Annotated in this window: 15 protein-coding genes and 1 tRNA gene; 8 read left to right on the top strand and 8 right to left on the bottom strand. The window is 71.6% G+C overall.

Annotated elements, in window-relative coordinates; all coding sequences use genetic code 11:
• Positions 1 to 8: 8 nt before the first annotated feature.
• Positions 9 to 896, bottom strand: a complete 888-nt coding sequence (locus LO931_RS02640; RefSeq protein ID WP_255657699.1) for a CoA ester lyase — start codon at positions 894 to 896, stop codon at positions 9 to 11.
• Entirely contained in the window at positions 893 to 1,942 is a 1,050-nt protein-coding gene (locus LO931_RS02635; RefSeq protein WP_229051669.1) for a CoA ester lyase, read from the bottom strand. The genes LO931_RS02640 and LO931_RS02635 overlap by 4 nt, the downstream gene beginning before the upstream one ends.
• A gap of 83 nt (positions 1,943 to 2,025) precedes the next feature.
• Between LO931_RS02635 and LO931_RS02630 the strand changes: the two genes are divergently transcribed.
• The 6 genes from LO931_RS02630 to LO931_RS02605 all read left to right on the top strand — a co-directional run bounded on the left by LO931_RS02630 (position 2,026) and on the right by LO931_RS02605 (position 10,154).
• Complete coding sequence (locus LO931_RS02630; protein ID WP_229051668.1) at positions 2,026 to 2,532, top strand: maleylpyruvate isomerase family mycothiol-dependent enzyme; 507 nt, start codon at positions 2,026 to 2,028, stop codon at positions 2,530 to 2,532.
• Positions 2,533 to 2,717: 185 nt separating this feature from the next.
• Entirely contained in the window at positions 2,718 to 4,391 is a 1,674-nt protein-coding gene (kdpA, locus tag LO931_RS02625) for a potassium-transporting ATPase subunit KdpA (protein ID WP_229051667.1), read from the top strand.
• Between the two features lie 20 nt (positions 4,392 to 4,411).
• The gene (kdpB, locus tag LO931_RS02620) at positions 4,412 to 6,397 is read left to right on the top strand and encodes a potassium-transporting ATPase subunit KdpB (protein ID WP_255657834.1); all 1,986 of its coding nucleotides are present in this window, start codon (positions 4,412 to 4,414) and stop codon (positions 6,395 to 6,397) included.
• Positions 6,398 to 6,401: 4 nt separating this feature from the next.
• Positions 6,402 to 6,965, top strand: a complete 564-nt coding sequence (locus tag LO931_RS02615; RefSeq protein ID WP_229051666.1) for a potassium-transporting ATPase subunit C — start codon at positions 6,402 to 6,404, stop codon at positions 6,963 to 6,965.
• A 4-nt stretch (positions 6,966 to 6,969) separates the two neighbouring features.
• Complete coding sequence (locus LO931_RS02610; protein WP_229051665.1) at positions 6,970 to 9,468, top strand: ATP-binding protein; 2,499 nt, start codon at positions 6,970 to 6,972, stop codon at positions 9,466 to 9,468.
• Complete coding sequence (locus tag LO931_RS02605; protein WP_229051664.1) at positions 9,465 to 10,154, top strand: response regulator transcription factor; 690 nt, start codon at positions 9,465 to 9,467, stop codon at positions 10,152 to 10,154. The genes LO931_RS02610 and LO931_RS02605 overlap by 4 nt, the downstream gene beginning before the upstream one ends.
• On the opposite strand, the gene LO931_RS02600 is transcribed toward LO931_RS02605, so the two are convergent.
• Together LO931_RS02600 and LO931_RS02595 are read right to left on the bottom strand one after the other, a co-directional pair.
• Positions 10,136 to 10,972 carry an NAD-dependent epimerase/dehydratase family protein gene (locus LO931_RS02600; protein WP_229051663.1) on the bottom strand — a complete coding sequence of 279 codons (837 nt, stop codon included), beginning with the start codon at positions 10,970 to 10,972 and terminating at the stop codon, positions 10,136 to 10,138. The two genes, LO931_RS02605 and LO931_RS02600, sit on opposite strands and share 19 nt — an antisense overlap.
• 53 nt (positions 10,973 to 11,025) lie before the next feature.
• The gene (locus LO931_RS02595; RefSeq protein WP_229051662.1) at positions 11,026 to 11,349 is read right to left on the bottom strand and encodes a zf-TFIIB domain-containing protein; all 324 of its coding nucleotides are present in this window, start codon (positions 11,347 to 11,349) and stop codon (positions 11,026 to 11,028) included.
• A 67-nt stretch (positions 11,350 to 11,416) separates the two neighbouring features.
• Between LO931_RS02595 and LO931_RS02590 the strand changes: the two genes are divergently transcribed.
• Positions 11,417 to 11,827 carry a CoA-binding protein gene (locus tag LO931_RS02590; protein ID WP_229051661.1) on the top strand — a complete coding sequence of 137 codons (411 nt, stop codon included), beginning with the start codon at positions 11,417 to 11,419 and terminating at the stop codon, positions 11,825 to 11,827.
• A gap of 20 nt (positions 11,828 to 11,847) precedes the next feature.
• On the opposite strand, the gene LO931_RS02585 is transcribed toward LO931_RS02590, so the two are convergent.
• The 4 genes from LO931_RS02585 to LO931_RS02570 all read right to left on the bottom strand — a co-directional run bounded on the left by LO931_RS02585 (position 11,848) and on the right by LO931_RS02570 (position 17,699).
• A complete protein-coding gene (locus tag LO931_RS02585) occupies positions 11,848 to 13,008 on the bottom strand; it encodes an HNH endonuclease signature motif containing protein (protein ID WP_229051660.1) in 1,161 nt (386 codons plus the stop codon).
• Positions 13,009 to 13,370: 362 nt separating this feature from the next.
• Positions 13,371 to 13,446 (bottom strand) — tRNA-Lys (locus LO931_RS02580).
• A 59-nt stretch (positions 13,447 to 13,505) separates the two neighbouring features.
• On the bottom strand, positions 13,506 to 16,103 hold the full coding sequence (locus tag LO931_RS02575) for a hypothetical protein (protein WP_229051659.1): 2,598 nt from the start codon (positions 16,101 to 16,103) through the stop codon (positions 13,506 to 13,508).
• Between the two features lie 48 nt (positions 16,104 to 16,151).
• Positions 16,152 to 17,699 (bottom strand): NAD(P)/FAD-dependent oxidoreductase, encoded by a 1,548-nt coding sequence (locus LO931_RS02570; RefSeq protein WP_229051658.1) that lies wholly within the window; start codon positions 17,697 to 17,699, stop codon positions 16,152 to 16,154.
• A 58-nt stretch (positions 17,700 to 17,757) separates the two neighbouring features.
• Here LO931_RS02570 and LO931_RS02565 point away from each other — a divergent pair, with 58 nt between their 5' ends.
• Positions 17,758 to 19,041: an Nramp family divalent metal transporter gene (locus LO931_RS02565; protein WP_229051657.1), complete on the top strand. Its 1,284-nt coding sequence runs from the start codon at positions 17,758 to 17,760 to the stop codon at positions 19,039 to 19,041.
• Positions 19,042 to 19,383 lie beyond the last annotated feature (342 nt).

Below are 19,383 nucleotides of genomic sequence, written 5' to 3'. Positions count from 1 at the left end.
TCGTCGGGTCAGCGGTTCTTGAGGGCCTCCGCGAAGGCGAGGATGCGGTTCGCGTCGCGGATGTGCAGCTCCTCGATCATCTTGCCGTTGTAGGTCGCGACGCCCTTGGCCTCGCGCGAGGCCTCCTCGAAGGCGGCAATCATGCCCTCGGCGCGCTCGACGTCGGCCTCCGACGGGCTGAACGCGACGTTGGCGGGCTCGACCTGCGACGGGTGGATCAGCGTCTTGCCGTCGAAGCCCATCTCGCGGCCCTGCTTCGCCTCGGCATCGAAGCCCTCCGGGTCCTTCACGGCGTTGTAGACGCCGTCGATGATGACCTTGCCGGCGGCGCGCACCGCGAGGAGCGTCCAGGCCAGCGAGGTCAGCACGACCGCGTTGCGACCCGGGACGTGCAGGCCGTACGTCTCGTTGACGACGTCGTTGGTGCCCATCACGATGACCGTCAGCCGCTCGTGCGCCGCCGCGATCTCCTCGGCGTGCAGGAGCGCGCGCGGGGTCTCGATCATGGCCCACAGCTGGGTGTGCTCGGGCGCGCCGGCGGCCTCCATGGCCGCGACGAGCGCGTGCACCTGCTCGGCCGACTCGACCTTGGGCACGAGGATCGCGTCCGGGCCGGCCTCGGAGGCGGCCTTCACGTCGTCGTCGTGCCACTGCGTGCCGATCGAGTTGACCCGGATCGCGAGCTCGCGGTGGCCGTACTCGCCGGAGCGCACGGCCGCCACGACGTTGGCGCGGCCGGTCTCCTTGGCGTCGGGGGAGACGGAGTCCTCGAGGTCGAGGATCAGCGCGTCGGCGTCGATCGTCTTGGCCTTCTCCAGCGCCCGCTCGTTGGCGCCCGGCATGTACAGGACGGAGCGGCGGGGGCGGATCGCGGCGTTCGAAGAGGGGGTGCTCACAGGTCGTACAGCTCCTTCAGCTCGGGGTCGCGCTCGGCCAGCTCACGGGCCAGGTCGAGCATCACGAGGCACTGCTTGCAGGACGCGTCGTCCTCCATCTTGCCGTTGATCATGACGGCGCCGGAGCCGTCGCCCATCGCCTCGACGACAGTCTTGGCGTGCTCGACGTCCTCCTTCGAGGGCGAGAACACCTTCTTGGCGATGTCGATCTGCACGGGATGCAGGCTCCACGCGCCGACGCAACCCAGCAGGAACGCGTTGCGGAACTGGTCCTCGCACGCCACGACGTCCTTGATGTCGCCGAACGGGCCGTAGAACGGGAGGATGTCGTTCGCGGCGCAGGCGTCGACCATGCGCGCGATCGTGTAGTGCCACAGGTCCTGCTGGTAGATCGTGCGGCCCTCGTGGAGGTCGTCGCCGGTGGGGTCCTGGCGCACGAGGTAGCCGGGGTGGCCACCGCCGACGCGGGTCGTCTTCATGCGGCGCGAGGCGGCCAGGTCGGCCGGGCCGAGGCTGATGCCCTGCATGCGGGGGCTGGCCGCGGCGATCTCCTCGACGTTCGTGACGCCGAGCGCGGTCTCGAGGATCGCGTGCACGAGCAGCGGCTTCTGGACGTTGCCCTTGGCCTCGAGCTGCGCGAGCAGACGGTCGACGTAGTGGATGTCCTGGGCGCCCTCGACCTTCGGCACCATGATGACGTCGAGCTTGTCGCCGATCTCGGTCACGAGGGTCGTCAGGTCGTCGAGGACCCAGGGGGAGTCGAGGCTGTTGACGCGCACCCACAGCTGGGTGTCGCCGAAGTCGGTCTTCTTCGCGATCTCGACCAGGCCGAGGCGGGCGGCCTCCTTCTTCTCGGTCTTCACCGCGTCCTCGAGGTTGCCGAGGATGATGTCGACCTTGGCGGCGATGTCCGGCACCTTGGCGGCCATCTTCTCGTTGCTCGGGTCGAAGAAGTGGATCATCCGGCTGGGCCGGAAGGGGACCTCCGACACGGGCGCCGGAGCGCCGACGGCGAGGGGGCGGAGGAAGGCACGGGGATTGCGCACGGTGTCCCTTTCGGAGGCGTCACGTCGAGGGTCAGTATGCCGGGGGTATTGATCGTGTCGGTGCAGGGGCGTCTACTGACCCCATGCCCAGTGCCACGCTCACGACCGCCGTCTTCCAGCTCGAGTCGCTGATCTCCTCGATCAGCCCCGAGACCGACGACGCGCCCACGCCGTGCTCGGAGTGGGTCGTGCGCGACCTCGTCGACCACGTCCTGCACACGACGGCCGGCCTGACGCAGATGGTCAAGGGCGAAGAAGTCGACTGGAGCGCCCCGGTCGAGCACCACGACGACTCCCTGGCGGAGTTCCGGCAGCGGGGCGCCGCCCTCTTGGCCGCGGCCGACGACGCGCAGCTCGGACTGCCGGCCGCCGAGCTGGCCGTGCACACCTGGGACCTCGCGACGGCCCTGGGGCAGGGCACCGACGACCTCGACCCGGCTGTCGCCGAGGTCGGCCACGCGTTCATGCTCGAGAACCTGGGTCCGGAACAACGCCAGGGCGCGTTCGATCCCGAGAAGCCGGCCCCGGAGGGGGCCAACGCGTACGAGCGCCTCGCGGCCTTCGCCGGTCGCAGCGTCACCCGCGACTGACCCGCCCCGCGTCAAGATCGCGTCAAGACCCGGTCAGGGGTCCGTCAAGGACGCCTGACCGGTGCCCGCGCGGGTGTGCGATGAGCACATGGAACTCTCCTCCGCGCTGTGGCTGGTCGTCGCCGGCGCCCTGATCGTGTACCTGCTCGTCGCCCTGGTCCTGGCGGACCGGTTCTGAGGCGGCGATGAACGACACCCTCTCCGGGCTGCTGACGATCGCAGCCCTCGCCGGCCTGCTGGCCCTGGTGTGGGCGCCCCTGGGCGACTACATGGCCCGCGTCATGACCGGAACCCGCCACGCCCGCCCCGAGCGGGCCCTGTACCGGCTCGTCGGCGTCGACCCGGAGGCGCAGCAGAGCGCCCGGTCGTACGCCACGAGCGTGCTGGCGTTCTCGGCCGTCGGCATCGTGCTGCTCGTCGCGATCCTGATGGGTCAGCAGCACCTGCCGTTCTCCCGCGACCTGCCCGGGATGCCGTGGGACATGGCGGTCAACACCGCCGTCTCCTTCGTGACCAACACGAACTGGCAGTCCTACGCGGGTGAGTCGACGCTGGGCTTCACGGCCCAGATGGCGGGGCTCGCGGTGCAGAACTTCCTTTCGGCCGCCGTCGGCATCTGCGTCGCAGTGGCCCTCGTCCGGGGCTTCCTCGCCTCGCGGTCCGGCACGATCGGCAACTTCTGGGTCGACCTCGTGCGCGTGACCGGCCGGATCCTGCTGCCGGTGGCGGTCGTCGGTGCCGTCCTCCTCCTCACGCAGGGGGTGGTCCAGAGTTTCGCGGACCAGACCATCACGACCGTCACCGGCGGCAGCCAGGTCGTGCCCGGCGGACCGGTCGCGAGCCAGGAGGCGATCAAGCAGCTCGGCACGAACGGTGGCGGCTTCTTCAACGCCAACTCGGCGCATCCGCTCGAGAACCCGACGCCGTTCGCGAACCTGCTGCAGATCTTCCTGATGCTGCTGGTGCCGGTGGCCCTGACGCGCACGTTCGGCACCATGATCGGTTCGCGCCGCCAGGGGCTGACGATCCTCGGTGCGATGGCGGCCCTGTTCACGGCCTCGCTGGCCGTCGCGACCTGGGCCGAGACCACCGGGCAGGGTGCCGCGGCCCGCGCGGCCGGTGCCGCGATGGAGGGCAAGGAGACGCAGTTCGGTGCGTGGGGATCGATCCTGTTCTCGACCGCCACGACCAGCACGTCGACCGGTGCCGTCAACGCCTCGCACGACTCGCTGACGGCGACCGGTGGCGGTGCCGCGCTCGTCAACATGATGCTGGGCGAGGTCTCGCCGGGCGGGGTCGGATCGGGCCTGTACGGGATGCTCGTGATGGCCGTCGTGACGGTGTTCGTGGCCGGCCTCATGGTCGGTCGAACGCCGGAGCTGCTCGGCAAGAAGATCGGCCGTCCCGAGATCACCCGGGTGGCGCTGTACACGCTGAGCGTGCCCGCGATCGTGCTGGTCGGGATCGGCGTGGCGATCGCCCTGCCCGCCACGAACGACGCGCTCGGGAACTCCGGGGTGCACGGGTTCAGCGAGGTCGTCTACGCCTTTACGTCCGCCGCCAACAACAACGGCAGCGCGTTCGGCGGCATCACCGTGACCTCGACCTTCTTCCAGGTCGCGCTCGCCGTCGCGATGCTGCTCGGCCGGTTCGTGACGATCGCGCTGGTGCTGTCGCTGGCCGGCTCGTTGGCCCGCCAGCGTCCCGTGCCCACGACGGCCGGCACGCTCCCGACCCACACGGTCCTGTTCGGCTCCCTGCTCGTCTGGGTCGTGCTGCTCGTGACGGGCCTGACCTACCTGCCTTCCCTGGCCCTCGGCCCGATCGCCGAGGCCCTCACGAACGGAGTCATCTCGTGACCACCTCGTCCCTGCTGCCGATGCTGGCCGCCCAGCTGCCGCAGGCCCTGCGCAAGCTGGACCCGCGCCACCTCTGGCGCAGCCCCGTGATGTTCGTGGTGTGGGTGGGCTCGCTCGCCACCACGGTCGTCGCGATCGCCGATCCGTCGGTCTTCGCCTGGTTCATCGCCGTCTGGCTCTGGCTCACGGTCGTGTTCGGCAACCTCGCCGAGGCGGTCGCGGAGGGACGCGGCAAGGCCCAGGCCGACTCGCTCAGAGCCGCCCGCAGTGACGTCAGCGCCCGGCGGCTCGCTGCCGACGGCTCCGAGGTGGTCGTGCCCGGCACCCAGCTGGCGGTCGGTGACCGCGTGGTCGTCGAGGCCGGCGAGGTCGTCCCGGGTGACGGCGACGTCGTGGAGGGCGTGGCCTCGGTCGACGAGTCGGCCATCACCGGTGAGTCCGCGCCCGTCATCCGCGAGGCCGGGGGCGACCGGTCGGCCGTCACCGGCGGCACGCGGGTGCTCTCGGACCGGATCGTCGTGCAGATCACGGCGGCCCCGGGTGAGACGTTCCTCGACCGGATGATCGCGCTGGTGGAGGGTGCCGAACGGCGCAGGACCCCCAACGAGGTCGCCCTGTCGATCCTGCTCACGAGCCTGACGATCGTCTTCCTGATCGCGGTCGTGACGCTGGCGCCGATGGCCGAGTACGCCGGCGCACCGCAGGAGCCGCTCGTGCTCGTGGCGCTGCTGGTCTGCCTGATCCCGACCACGATCGGTGCCCTGCTCTCGGCGATCGGCATCGCTGGCATGGACCGTCTCGTGCGGGTCAACGTGCTCGCGATGTCGGGCCGCGCGGTCGAGGCGGCCGGCGACGTCAGCACGCTGCTGCTCGACAAGACGGGCACCATCACGTACGGCAACCGGCGGGCCTCGGAGCTGCTGACCGCTCCGGGGGTCACGGACGACGAGCTGCGCGACGTCGCCCGGTTCACGAGCCTCGCCGACCAGACGCCCGAGGGCCGCTCGATCGTCGACCTCGCCCTCGAGCGCGGCGCCGACGACTCCGACCTGCCCGACGGTGCTGCCTTCGTGGAGTTCACGGCCCAGACTCGCATGTCCGGCGTCGACCTGGCCGACGGGCGGTCGCTCCGCAAGGGAGCGGGCTCGGCGGTGGAGGCGTGGCTCGGCACCAGCCTGCCGGCCGCGGTGCAGGTGCAGGTCGACGAGGTCAGTGGCGCCGGCGGCACGCCGCTCGTCGTGGCCGAGTCGGGCCCCGACGGCTCGCGAGCGCTCGGCGTCGTGCACCTCAAGGACGTCGTCAAGGACGGCATGGTCGAGCGCTTCGTCCAGCTGCGCGCGATGGGCATCCGCACCGTGATGGTGACGGGCGACAACCCGCGCACGGCGGCCGCCATCGGGCACGAGGCCGGCGTCGACGAGGTGCTGGCGGAGGCGACTCCGGAGGACAAGCTCGCGCTGATCCGCAAGGAGCAGGCCGGCGGACGCCTGGTCGCGATGACGGGTGACGGCACCAACGACGCTCCCGCCCTCGCGGCGGCCGACGTGGGCGTCGCGATGAACAGCGGCACGTCGGCGGCCAAGGAGGCCGGCAACATGGTCGACCTCGACTCCGACCCGACCAAGCTCATCGACGTCGTCGCCATCGGCAAGCAGCTGCTCATCACCCGCGGGGCGCTGACGACGTTCTCGATCGCCAACGACGTCGCGAAGTACTTCGCGATCCTGCCGGCGATGTTCCTGGCGGCGTACCCCGCCCTCGACTCGCTCAACGTCATGCGGCTCTCGACGCCGGAGTCGGCGATCGCCTCCGCGGTCGTGTTCAACGCGCTGGTGATCGTGGCCCTCATCCCGATCGCCCTGCGCGGGGTGAAGTACCGGCCGCTGTCGGCCGAGGCGCTCCTGCGCCGCAACGTCCTCGTCTACGGGCTCGGCGGCCTCGTCGTCCCGTTCGTGGGCATCAAGCTCATCGACGTCTTCGTGTCGATGATTCCGGGAATCGGGTGATCACATGAACGTCTCTCTCACGCTCACGTCGACGGGTCGACAGGCCTGGGTGGGGCTGCGGCTCCTGCTCGTGGCCACGGTCCTGCTCGGGGTGGCCTACCCCGCCGCGGTCTGGGCGGCCGGTCGGGCCGTGCCCGGCGACGACGCGACGATCGGCCAGGACTTCCCGGTGGCCGACGACGGCTGGTTCCACGGCCGTCCGTCCGCGAACGACTACGACGGACTCGCGTCAGCGCCGTCCAACCTCGGACCGTCGAATCCCGACCTCCTCGCCCTGATCGACGAGCGACGGGCCGCGATCGCGGAGGTCGAGGGGATCGACCCGGCGCTCGTGCCGGCCGACGCGCTCACGGCGTCAGGCTCCGGCCTCGACCCGTTCATCTCGCCGGAGTACGCCACGCTGCAGGTCGATCGTGTCGCCGAGGAGCGTGGCCTGCCGGTCACGGAGGTCGAGCAGCTGGTGGACGACCACACCTCGGGACGCCAGCTCGGATTCCTCGGGCAGCCTCGGGTCGACGTCGTCGCCCTCAACCGTGCGCTCGACCAGGCCCTCGAGGGAGCAGACTGATCCCGTGAGCGATCTCCAGGAGCCGGCACGGGGCGCCCTGCGGGTGTACCTCGGAGCGGCGCCGGGCGTCGGCAAGACGTACCGCATGCTCGACGAGGGATGTCGTCGCGCGGCCCGCGGGACCGATGTGGTGGTCGGCATCGTCGAGACGCACGGTCGGCAACAGACGATCGACCGCATCGGCGACCTGGAGGTGCTGCCGCGCCGCTCCGTCGAGCACCGCGGCACCGAGCAGTCCGAGCTCGACTTGCCCGGCCTCCTCGCCCGGGCGCCCGAGGTGGCGATCGTCGACGAGCTCGCCCACACCAACGTGCCGGGCCTGGAGCACGGCAAGCGCTGGCAGGACGTCGAGGCGCTCCTCGCGGCGGGCATCGACGTCATCACGACGGTCAACGTGCAGCACCTGGAGTCGCTCAACGACGTCGTCGCGGCCATCACGGGCGTGCAGCAGCGCGAGACCGTGCCGGACCGGTTCGTGCGCTCGGCCGACGCGATCGAGCTCGTCGACATGAGCCCGCAGGCGCTGCGTCGACGCATGGCGCACGGCAACATCTACCCGCCCGACCGCGTCGACGCGGCGCTCGGGCAGTACTTCCGCGAGGGCAACCTGACGGCGCTGCGGGAGGTTGCGCTGCTCTGGCTCGCCGACCGGGTCGACGAGGGCCTCGAACGCTACCGCGCGCAGCACGACATCGATGCGACGTGGGCCGCGCGAGAGAGGCTCGTCGTCGCCGTGACGGGCGGGGCCGAGTCGGAGTCGCTGATGCGACGCGCCGAGCGGATCTCCTCCCGCACCGGGGGCGGCCGGTGGATGGCGCTCTACGTCGCGCGGGGTGACGGCCTGGTGCAGCACACGCCGGCGCGCCTGGAGGCGCTGCGGCGCCTGGCGGAGGACCTCGGCGGCACCTTCCACGTGGTCGTGCGCGGTGCGGACGGCGGGGACACCGCCGGGGCGATCCTGACCTTCGCGCGGGCCGAGAACGCGACACAGGTCGTGATCGGCGCCAGTCGGCGGGGCCGGCTCTCGACCCTGGTCCGCCCGGGGATCGGCGAGGTGGTGATCGCCGAGTCCGGTGACATCGACGTGCACATCGTGACGCACGAGCAGGCGCGGCAGCGACGTGGAGACGTGCGGGCCCGCGAGGGGCTCGGCGTGGTGCGCACCGTGGCCGGCTTCGCCCTCGCGGTGCTGGGACCCCTGGCCCTGACGGGCCTGCTGCTCGTGACGCCGGACCTGCACTCGCTGCCCAGCGAGGCGATGCTGTTCATGGTCGTCGTGGTGGCGACGGCCCTGGTCGGCGGGCTGCGGCCCGCGGTGCTCGCCGCGCTCGTCAGCGGGTTCGCCCTCAACTACTTCTTCACGCCGCCCCTGCGCACCCTCGCGATCGCGACGACCGACAACGCCTACGCCCTGGCCCTGTTCATCGCGGTGGCCGTGGCGGTCTCCTCGGTGGTCGACCTGGCCGCCCGGCGCACGACGCAGGCGCTGCGCGCCACGGCTGAGGCGGACGCCCTGTCGGCGCTCGCCCACGGCCTGCTGCACGCCGGTCAGGACGTGCAGGGCGTCGTCGACCGCGCACGCGAGGTCTTCGGGATGCGCGGAGTCGCGGTGCTGGACGCGAACGGTCTGGAGATCGTCTCGGCCGGGGACACCTCGCTCGGGGAGTCCACGCGGGTGGAGGTCGACGACGCCGCGACCCTGGTGTTCACGGGGGAGGCCCCGTCGCCCGACCAGCTCCGCCTCATGACGGCCTACGCCGCCCACGTGAGAGTGCTGCGGGAGCGGCGGGCGGCAGCGCAGGAGAGCGCCGAGCGCCGAGCGCTCGCCGAGGCCGACCGGGCACGCGCCGCGCTGCTGGCCGCGGTGTCGCACGACCTGCGCACCCCGCTCGCCTCGATCAAGGCGGCGGCGTCGAGCCTGCGCAACGACGACATCGACTGGAGCCCCGAGGACACCGAGGCGCTGCTCGCGACGGTCGAGGAGGGCGCGGACCGCCTCGACGCCCTGGTCGCGAACCTGCTCGACATGAGCCGCCTCGAGGCCGGGGCGGTCACGAGCCGCCGCGGGCCGACGGACCTGGAGGCCGTGGTCAGCTCGGCGCTCGCCGGACTGGAGTCCCTGGACCGGGTCTCGGTGTCCGTCGACCCGACGGTGCACGCCTGGGCCGACGCCGGGCTCCTCGAGCGCGTCGTGGAGAACCTCGTCACGAACGCGCTCCGTCACGCACCCGCGCCGGCGGTCGTGCGGGTCGACGCCGCGACGAGCGGGCCCCGGGTGCTGCTGCGGGTCGTCGACACCGGGCCCGGCATCGCCGAGGCCGACCGGGAGCGCGTGTTCGCGCCGTTCCAGCGGCTCGGCGACGTGCCCGGCGGCACCGGGGTCGGCCTCGGTCTGGCGGTCGCCCGCGGCCTGACCGAGGCGATGGCCGGTACCCTCACGCTCGACGACACCCCTGGTGGGGGCACCACGTTCGTCGTCGACCTGCCGCAGGAGGCGCCGTGACGTTCGTGCTCGTCGTCGACGACGACCCGGCCATCGTGCGCACGCTGGGCATCAACCTGCGGGCGCGCGGCTACGAGGTCGAGACGGCCGGCGACGGACGATCGGCCCTGCAGATCGTCGAGGAGCGTCTGCCGGACGCCGTGATCCTCGACCTCGGCCTCCCAGACCTCGACGGGCTGTCGGTGCTGCAGCGGCTGCGTGAGCAGCACGCCGTGCCTGTCGTGATCCTCTCGGCGCGTCATGAGACCGACGACAAGGTCGAGGCGCTCGACTCCGGGGCCGACGACTACGTGACGAAGCCGTTCGAGATGGAGGAGCTCATGGCGCGCGTGCGTGCTGCGGTGCGCCGCTCGTCCGCGGCCGAGCCGCCCCTCGTCGTGGAGGCAGCGGGGGTGCGGCTCGACGTGACGGAGCGGCATGCCGAGCGCGACGGCGAGCCGGTGCGGCTCACGCCGACCGAGTGGCATCTCGTGGAGGTGCTGGCGCGCAGGCCCGGCCACCTCGTGTCGCAGCAGGACCTGCTGCGAGAGGTGTGGGGGCCCGGCTACGGCCGCGAGTCGCACTACCTGCGCGTGTACATGGCGCAGCTGCGGCGCAAGCTCGAGCCCGATCCGGCGGCCCCCACCCTCTTCCTCACCGACCCCGGTCAGGGGTATCGGCTCGTCGTTCAGCGGTCGGCGGGGTAGCCCTCGCGCAGCAGGTCGACCAGCGCGGGGCGCGACGGGCTCCAGCCGAGGTCGGTGCGGGCCTTGGCGCCGGAGGCCTGCTGGTCGAGCAGCAGCGCCTCGCCGAACGGTCCGAGCGCGTCGAGCGTGGCCTGGTCGCCCTGCGCGGTGACGTCGGGGCCGATGGCCTCGCCGAGCTCGCGCACGGTCGGGTTGTCACCGGCCGCCGCCAGGTAGGTCTGGCCTCCGGGCGACTCGAGGGCCGAGACGTACAGGTCGGCGAGGTCGTCGACGTGCACCGTGGTCCAGTGCTGGTCGCCGGTGCCGGGGAGCGACTTCTGACCGGCGAGCATCGCAGGGATGCCGGCGCCGTGGCCGTAGACGACGGCCGGCTGCACCACGGTCGCGCGCACGTCGGACCCGAGCAGCTTCTGCTCGAGCGGCACGCGCCACGCCGTCAGCGGCACGGGGTTCGGCTCGCGGTCCTCGGAGAGGTCCTCGCCCGAGCCGTAGGTCCAGACGCCGCCCGTGAGGACGAACGGGTTGGACGTCCCGCCGAAGGCGGCCAGGGCCGCGTCGACGACCGACGTGTTGAGCGCCTGGTCGTCGGCGTCGCTGCCCGCCGCGGTGTGGATGCCGGCGTCGTGCGTCGCGAGCTGCTCGCGCAGCCACGCCGAGTCGAACAGGTCGCCGACGAGACCGGTGGCCCCGGCCTCCTCGACCGTGGCGCGCGACTCGTCGCTGCGCACGACGGCCGTGACCTCGTGGCCGGCGCTGGTGAGGCGGTCCAGGACCGCTGATCCGATGTACCCGGTTCCCCCGGTGAGCAAGATCTTCATGTCCTCAGTCAACCAAGGACGGAAAGCCGCTGGTCCGGCTCTCCGAGGGCCGGTCAGTCGAAGATCTCGGAGAGCCAACTCTCCTTGCGCTTCTTGCGGTACGGCTTGCCGTAGGAGTCGCTGCGGTACGAGTCGCGGCGGTCGTCGCGGTACCGGTCGTCCCTGTACGGCTCGTCGCGGTAGGTGGGCTGCGGGGCCGCGGGCGTGACGGGCGGGGCCACCGGCGCTGCCGGCCCGGCCTCGGCCGCAGCGCGGTCCAGGATCTTGTCGAGCTCGCCGCGGTCGAGCCAGACGCCACGGCACTCGGGGCAGTAGTCGATCTCGACGCCGGCGCGCTCGCTCATCGTGAGCGTCGCTCCATCGGTGGGGCACTTCATCAGCAATCAGCTCCTTCTGGGCCTCAACGTACTGAACCCTCGTGGAGTTCCGGCCTACGGTGGAGTCATGAGCGAGAACTGGCAGGACAAGGCAGCGGTCGACCTGATGCTCGACGACCTCGAGACGTGGGCCGTCGTCGGTCTCTCGGGCGACACGAGCCGCACGGCCCACTCGATCGCGGCCCTGCTGCAGCAGCGGGGCAAGCGCATCGTGCCGATCCACCCGGACGCACCCGTCGTGCTGGGGGAGCAGGGGTACGCGACCCTCGCCGACGTGCCCTTCGACATCGATGTCGTCGACGTGTTCCGGCGCTCCGAGGCCGCCGGACAGTTCGTGGACGAGGCCATCGAGGTCGGCGCCAAGGCCATCTGGCTGCAGCTCGGCGTGATCGACGAGGCGGCGTTCGACCGCGCTCGCGAGGCAGGCGTCCCGATGGTCATGGACACCTGCCCCGCGATCGAGTGGAACCGCCGCTAGTCGAACGACCAGCCACGACCTCACGTGCGTGGGTGGGCGCGTGGTGGCGGTGAGGTGTACCTGTGCCCCGTGGGGGTGGTCCAGGTGACCTCGCCACTGTCGCCGGGTTCGACGTGCCAGCCGGGAAGCTCCTTGACGAGGTTGGACAGTCGGCACAGGCCTTGGCCGTTGGTCTGGGTGGTGGGTCCGCCGTTGCGGTGGGGTCGGATGTGGTCGATGTCGCGGATTCCGCACCCGCATCCGGGTTGTCGGCACTGGTGGGGCGCACGGCTCCTTCGTCGCCGTCTCACCGGCTCGTGCCTCGCCGGTGCCGGGCTACGCCCGGGCGCCTGCCTCGCCTTCGGCTCGCCCTGTCGTTGCCGGCCGGTCGTGCCGACATGGTCCTCGGCTGCCGCGGCACCGGCCAGGGCCTCCACGGGCAGCACGATCGACAGGTCCACATCCGGCCCCGCGACGGTCTCGACGCCGGTGACCCGTTCGAAGAGGGTGTTGACCATGATCTGCCCGCGGCGGCGGTCGTCACCCCGGGCGCGGAGCCGGTCGGCATGGGCTTGGAGGGCCTGCTTGATGCCGACGAGCTGCTCGGCGGGGCCACGCACGATCAGGGTGCCGACGCCGTCGGGTGAGGGCCAGTAGGAGACGAACTGGTCGGCCCGCGCGGCCTGCTCGCGCTGGGCGGCGGCCTCGACGTCATGGGTGACCACGAGCTCACGCACCAGATCGCCCGCCTGAGGAGCGGTCAGGCCGTCGAGGCGTCCGGCGAGGTGGGTGTCGATGGCGGTGATGGTGTCGGGGTCGAGGTCGCGCACGACCCGCACCACCGCGCGGACTACCGGCTCCGACACCGCACCGTCTCCGAACGCCTGGCGCAGGTTCGGCATCGGCCGCAGCGTCATGGCGACCTCGAGCAGGCTCCGGCCCGCACTCGGTGACTGCCCCCGGGCCATCGCAGCCTCGGCGGCGACCGTCAGCGCCGGGTCACCCGAGTAGTCCAGCCGCCGCAGGGCATACAGGTCGGCCACGTGCTCGGCGATCCGTGCCTGGGCCACACGCACCAGCCGCTCCAACGCGGAGATGGCGTCGATGTGCTTGCCGCCCATGACGTCGATCGGCTCGACCACGCCGTAGTCCGCACTCGCCACAGCGGCGAGCACGTCTTCCGGTGCCAGGTCCTCGAACATGAGACCAGCCAACCCGCCCCCACCGACACCCGCTCCGAGCCGCGAAGAGGCCTGGGGACAACTCCGGAACCCCGGTGTGACCGCCTATCAGTCCAGCTCCGCGAGCCTTCCGTCGGCGATGCGGAGGCGACGCGGGGTGCGACGCGCGATCGGAGCCGGGCGGATGCCAGCGGCGAAGTCGTCGAGGTCGGCGAAGGGATGGATCATCTCGAGCCGAGGGTCAACCAGTGCCGCGTGCGCGAGTGCAGGCAGGTCATCACGCTCGAGGAGCACAACCTTCAGTACCTAAAGTTATGTTGCGACCGGTCGAAGACAACCCTGTGAACGGGAAACGCCCTCCGACCCGAAGGTCGGAGGGCGAGTGGTACACCCCCTCGGACTCGAACCGAGAACCCGCTGATTAAGAGTCAGCTGCTCTGCCAATTGAGCTAGGGGTGCGCGGGTGAAAACATTACCAGCCTGACCGCCCGTCCCGAAATCGGGCGGTCAGGCTGCGTTCACCCGACGTCCCCCGCACGGGGCGTGGCCCTGAGACGCCGGGTGGAGGCGACCATCGCGCCGCCGATCAGGGCGGCGAGGAGGCCCGCCATGAGCGTGCCGAGGCTCGGACCGCCGGTGTCGGGGATCCGTGCGCCGGACGTGTTCACGGTGCCGCCGCCGGCCAGCGTCTGCCCGTCGGGACCCACCAGCGGGGTGCCGCCGCCGGTCGTGGCCCCGCCGCCACCGGTGCCGCTCGGGACGTCACCCGTGCTGACGGAGGCGACCGCGGTGCCCGCGAAGCTGACGGTCACGGTCGCCTCGGCGGCACCGTCGAGCGCGCAGTACTGGTAGGTCGAGTCGCGGCGCAGGTGCGGCTGCCCGAAGCCGGTGAGCACGTCGTCCGAGCTCGTGCCGGCCGCGATCGTGGTGAAGTCGCTGGCCTGGCGGCGCAGCTCGGGCTGGCGGCACGCGTCGTTCGTGATGCCGTTGGCCCGCTCCCACATCTGCAGGTACGCCTCAGGGCCACGCACGAGGTCGTCGTCGATGGTGTTCCCGGCGATCTGCTTGAGGTCCTCGATCCAGTCCGGGTAGAGCCCGTAGTGCGCGACGCCGTCGACGTTGATGTCGTACGTGCGCTCACCGGACTCCTGGTGGTCGATCTCGACGTCGAAGGTGCCCTGGAACGGGTACGTCACGGGGTTCTCGACGTCGGCGCCGCGCGGACCACCCTGCGGGCCGAGGCCGTTGGTGTCGGCGCCGTAGCCGAGCCCGAAGTAGAACCGGCCGTCCATGTCCTCGACGTGGCCGTGCCACTCCTCCACGAACTCCGTGCTCTCGCCGGCGTAGGAGTTGACCATGCCGCCGAGGGCGAAGATCCGGGGGATGGCATACGGGTCGGACCACGAGTGGCTCGAGATCACGCCGGAGTAGCCCAGGCGCTCGAACTCCGTCAGGGCCTCCGAGCGGCCCCGCGCGCTCATGTGGTCGACGTCGTAGACGATGTTGCGCGCGACCATCTGCTCGAGCATGTAGCGGCCCGTCTCGGTCAGGCCGCGGGAGTTGCACTGGTTCGGGTCCTCGCTGTAGAGCGGGACCGCGACGGGCAGCAGGTCGAGGCTGGCGATGGTGCCGAACAGCCCGCCGAGGAGTCGCGCGACGTCGGGCTGGGGGATGAGCGACGGGTTCAGCTGCGCGTTGTCGGGGCCGAGGCCCTCCGGGCAGATGTCCATGTCGAGGAAGGTGCCGCTCGCCAGCACGTTGCCGAGGTTCGTGACGACGCCGTTGAAGCCTTCGTCACCCTTGACGCCCGAGAACGCGTTGTCGAACTTGTGGGTCGGCACCATCTGGCGCACGCCGAGGGCGTACAGCTCGTCGAGCCCCGCGTTGATCGCTTCCTCGGTGCACTCCGACGCGGGTGAGTCGAGCACCGCGCTGCAGCCGAACAGCTTGCTCGACTCCGTGCCGAGCACGACCGCGAGCTTGCCCTGGTTGATCACCGCGCGGGCCTCGGTCGGGGTGGTCACGACGCGGTACCAGCCCTTGCCGGGACCGCCGGCCTGCGCGTCGACGTAGTTCTCGAACGCTCGGGTCTCGGCAGCCTGCGTGCGGATCGAGTCCAGGTCGTTGCAGGTCTTGTTCGGGCCCGGATAGACCGAGCACAGCACGTTGTTCTCGACGAGGAGGTTGACCCAGAGGCGCTGGCCTCCACGCCACGCCCGCTCGACCCACTTGTAGTAGGTGCCCTCGTGGGTGAGGGAGTCGTGAGCGGGCCAGTCCTTGAACGTCGGCCAACCGACGTGGTCGTGCGTGGGGTTGCCGCTCAGCACGATCTCGGGGATCGCCAGGTTGCCGAGGGTCGCCGAGTGGTCGGGGCAGTCCTGCAGCGCGTACTTCACGCCGTACGGGTGCCACGGCCTGCCGCAGTGGATCGCGCCGCCCAGGAAGCCCGTCGTCATGTGGTGGATGTGGTCGTCGAGGTAGCCGCGCACCTCCTGCAGGGGGGAGGTGCCGGCGAGGACGGGCCCCTCGACGTTGACCTCGATCTCGTCCCAGGGAGCGCATCCGTCGGCGAGGCGCAGGGCGAAGGGCGTGGCAGTACCGACGGCGGGGGAGCCGCCCTCGACGGCCAGGCTCTCGGCGCCGTCGCCCAGCACGAAGCCGTCGGGTCCGAGGTCGACGGTCCACTCGGCTGCGGGGCTCGGCGCCTCGGCCGCCGTCACGCCGGCGCCGCGAGCGACGAAGTGCTCGTCGGCGTCGAACAGCAGGTAGCGGCCGAGCTCGGTGGCCTGGAAGTGGAACGGTGCCGCGTCCGCCTCCGTCGTGGTGGTCGCGTAGCCGCCGGCCGACGTCGCGATCCACGAGCCGTCCGGAGCCTGCAGGGTGTAGCAGCCGCCGGCCATCACGTAGCGGTCCTGCGGCACCTCCGAGCGAGGTCCCGGCTCCGGCAGCGGCACGAGCGTGGGGTCCGACTCCTCGCGCTGCTCGGCGGCCTCGCGGGAACCGACCGGCGTCAGCTCGTCGCCCGAGGCCCCCGTGCCCGGCACCAGGAGGACCGCCACGAGCGCGGCGACGAGGGCGGTCCGACGAGCGTGATGTGAGTCACAGGCGTTCCACATGTCCGCAGATTAGTGCGTCCGCCTCAGTTCGTCGATCACGTCTCGCACTCAGGACAGGTCGAGACTTCCGCGCCCGAGGTGCTCCAGCAGCGCGGCGGCGGCTCCGTGCCCGCCCAGCCCGCTGACGGCACCTCCGCGACGGGCCCCGCTGCCGCACACCAGCACGCGCGGGTGCGCCGTGGCCACGCCCCAGCGCTGCGCGGCGGTGTCGGCAGGTTCGTCGTCGTCGAGCCAGGGCCAGGCCAGGTCGCCGTGGAAGATGTGCCCGCCGGGCATCGCGAGGGCGTCCTCGATGTCATTCGGGGTCTTCACCTCGGCGCCCAGCACGAGGGGCGCGATGGGCTCGGCGAGGTGCTCGTCGAGCGCTGCCAGCACGCGCGCGTACGCCTCCTCGGCGGCCGCGGCGTCGGGCAGCGTCGCGGGCGGCGTGTGCAGGCCGAAGTACGTGAGGGTCTGGGCCTCGGTCGCCGCGAGCTCAGGGCCGAGGATGCTGCGGTCGCTCAACGTGTGGCAGTAGACCTCGCCCGCGGCCCGGGTCGGCAGGCGCCCGGACGCGGCCTCGGCGTGGGCCGCCTCGAGCTCGCTGAAGGCCTCGCCGAGGTGCAGGGTCCCGGCGAAGGCCACGGCAGGATCGATACCGCTCGCGAGGCGGGGAAGGCGGGAGAGCAGCAGGTTGACCTTCAGCTGGGCGCCCTCGGGCCGGGTGGGGGTCGGGGTGCCGACGAGGTCGCCGAGCACCGCGGGGGCCACTCCGGAGAGCACGTGCGCGGCCCGCCACGTGCGGTCGCCGGCGCGCACCGTCACGCCGTCGTCGTCAGGCTCGACGGCGTCGACCGTGGTGCCGGTGACGATCTCGGCACCGGCCTCGCGGGCGACCCGCTCGAGCTCGCTCGTGACGGCGCCCATGCCGCCGACGGGCACGCGCCACTCGCCCGTGCCGTTGCCGATCAGGTGGTAGACGAAGCAGCGGTTCTGCACGAGGGACGGGTCGTGGAGCGAGGCGAAGGTGCCGATCAGGGCATCCGTGGCCACGACGCCGCGCACGAGGTCGTTCGAGAACCTCCGCTCGATCGCCTCGCCCAGCGGACGCTCGACGAGGTCGTCCCAGGTCACCGGGTCGATGCGCTCCCGCAGCTCGCTCGCCCGGGGCAGCGGACCGAGCAGGGTCGGTTCCACGACGTCGGCGAACCAGTCGACGTCGCCGTAGAAGCAGGTCCAGGCGCTGAGGTCCTCGGACCCGCCGACGAGGCGCTCGAACGACGCATCGGTCTCGACGGGGCCGTCCGCGATGAGCAGTCCGTCGGCCGTGCCGTCGGCGCGCCGGTACGGCGTGTAGGAGGCGACGTCGCGGGTCCTGAGCTCCAGCCGCAGTCCGAGCTCGGCGACGAGGCGGTCGGGGAAGAGGCTGACGAGGTAGGAGTAGCGCGAGAGCCGCGCGTCGTGCTCGGGGAACGCCTGGGCGCTGACGGCCGCGCCACCCACGTGCTCGAGCCGCTCGAGCACGGTCACGGACAGCCCGGTCCGGGCCAGCAGGGTCGCGGCGACGAGGGCGTTGTGCCCACCGCCCACGATCACGACGTCGCGGTGCTGGGTCATGCGGCCACGCTATCGGGGCCGAGATGTGACCCCGAGCACCCTCGCCTACGGTGGATCGATGAGCCAGCGAGACGGGGACAACGGCACGGCAACGAGCACCGACGAGGTCAAGCCCCGGTGGAGACTCGTCGGTCCGGGGCTCGTGGTGGCCGGCACGGGCGTCGGCGCCGGTGACCTCGTCGCGACCCTCACGGCCGGCTCGAAGTTCGGCTACGCGCTGCTGTGGGCGGTCGTCCTCGGCACGCTGTTCAAGATCGCCCTGGTCGAGGGTGCGGGCCGGTTCTCGCTCGCGACGGGCCGCACGATCTTCCAGGGTTGGCAGACGCTCGGGCGCTGGACCGGCTGGTACTTCGGGCCGTACATCGTGATCTGGGGCATCGTCTACGGCGCGACGGCGATGTCGTCCTCGGCGCTGCCGCTCGTGGCGCTGTTCCCCGAGGGGCCCGACCTCAAGGTCTGGGCGATCTCGATGGGCCTCATCGGCTTCGCCCTGGTGTGGCTGGGCCGGTACGGGATCGTCGAGAAGCTCATGGCGCTGTTCGTCGGCATCATGTTCGTGACGGTCGTCGGTGCCGCCGTCCTGGCCACGCCGAACCTGCCCGACATGGTCGGCGGCCTCGTGCCGAGGATCCCGGACGGCGGCCTCGTCAACACGCTCGCCGTGGCGGGCGGGGTCGGCGGCACGATCACCCTCGCCGCCTACGGCTACTGGCTGCGCGAGAAGGGCTGGTCGACGCCGGGCTGGATGAAGGTCATGCGCATCGACAACTCGATGGCGTACGTCATGACCGGCATCTTCGTGGTCGCGATGCTGATCGTGGGCGCGGAGCTGCTGTACAGCAGCAACATCGCGGTGGGCTCGGGCGACAAGGCGCTGATCGGACTCTCGGACGTGCTCGACGACCGCTACGGCGAGTTCTTCGGCAAGCTCTTCCTGTTCGGCTTCTGGGCGTCGTCGTTCTCGTCGCTGCTCGGCGTGTGGCACGGCGTCTCGCTGATGTTCGCCGACTACCTCGGCACGTCGCGCGGCCTCGCGAAGGACGACCCGCGGATGCACTCCGGCGGCGCCTACTACCGCGGCTACGTGCTGTGGCTGACGTTCCCGTCGATGGCGCTGCTGTTCCTCGACGAGCCGGTCGCGATCATCCTCGCCTACGGCGTCCTGGGCTCGATCTTCATGCCGTTCCTGGCGCTCACGCTGCTCGGCCTGCTCAACACCGACCGGGTGCCCCGGGAGTGGCGCAACGGCCTGTTCGGCAACGTCGTGCTCGGCGTCTGCGCGCTGATGTTCCTCGCCGTCGGCGCGAACGAGCTCTACAAGGCCGTCACCGGCGTCTTCTGACCCGCCCCGGGCGGGCGGGGGCGGGCGGGCGGGCGGGCGGTGAGTCTTCCACCCAGGGCGGTGAGTCAGCCACCGTCTGAGCGCTCATACGGTGGAGGATCCACCGCCCACCCCCGGGGGTCGGTCCGGAAGGTGGCGGATCCACCGCCTACCGAGCGCGGTGGTCGGTTGAGGGCCCCCGGCCGTCCGCTCGTGTTCCATGAGTTCTTAGCTGTTGACCAGCAGCCCGGGGTCCCGCCGTCCGGGACCGACGGCACCCCGTGGTGCGAGGTGGATCTACCACCGGAACGCACGTGGACCCGGGGGAGCGGTGAGGCAGCCACCGTTTGAGCGCTCATACGG

Source organism: Aeromicrobium sp. Leaf350, from assembly GCF_916858655.1.
Lineage (GTDB): Bacteria > Actinomycetota > Actinomycetes > Propionibacteriales > Nocardioidaceae > Aeromicrobium.
The sequence above is the reverse complement of the archived record's forward strand: the minus strand, read 5'-3'. Positions and strand labels throughout refer to the sequence as shown.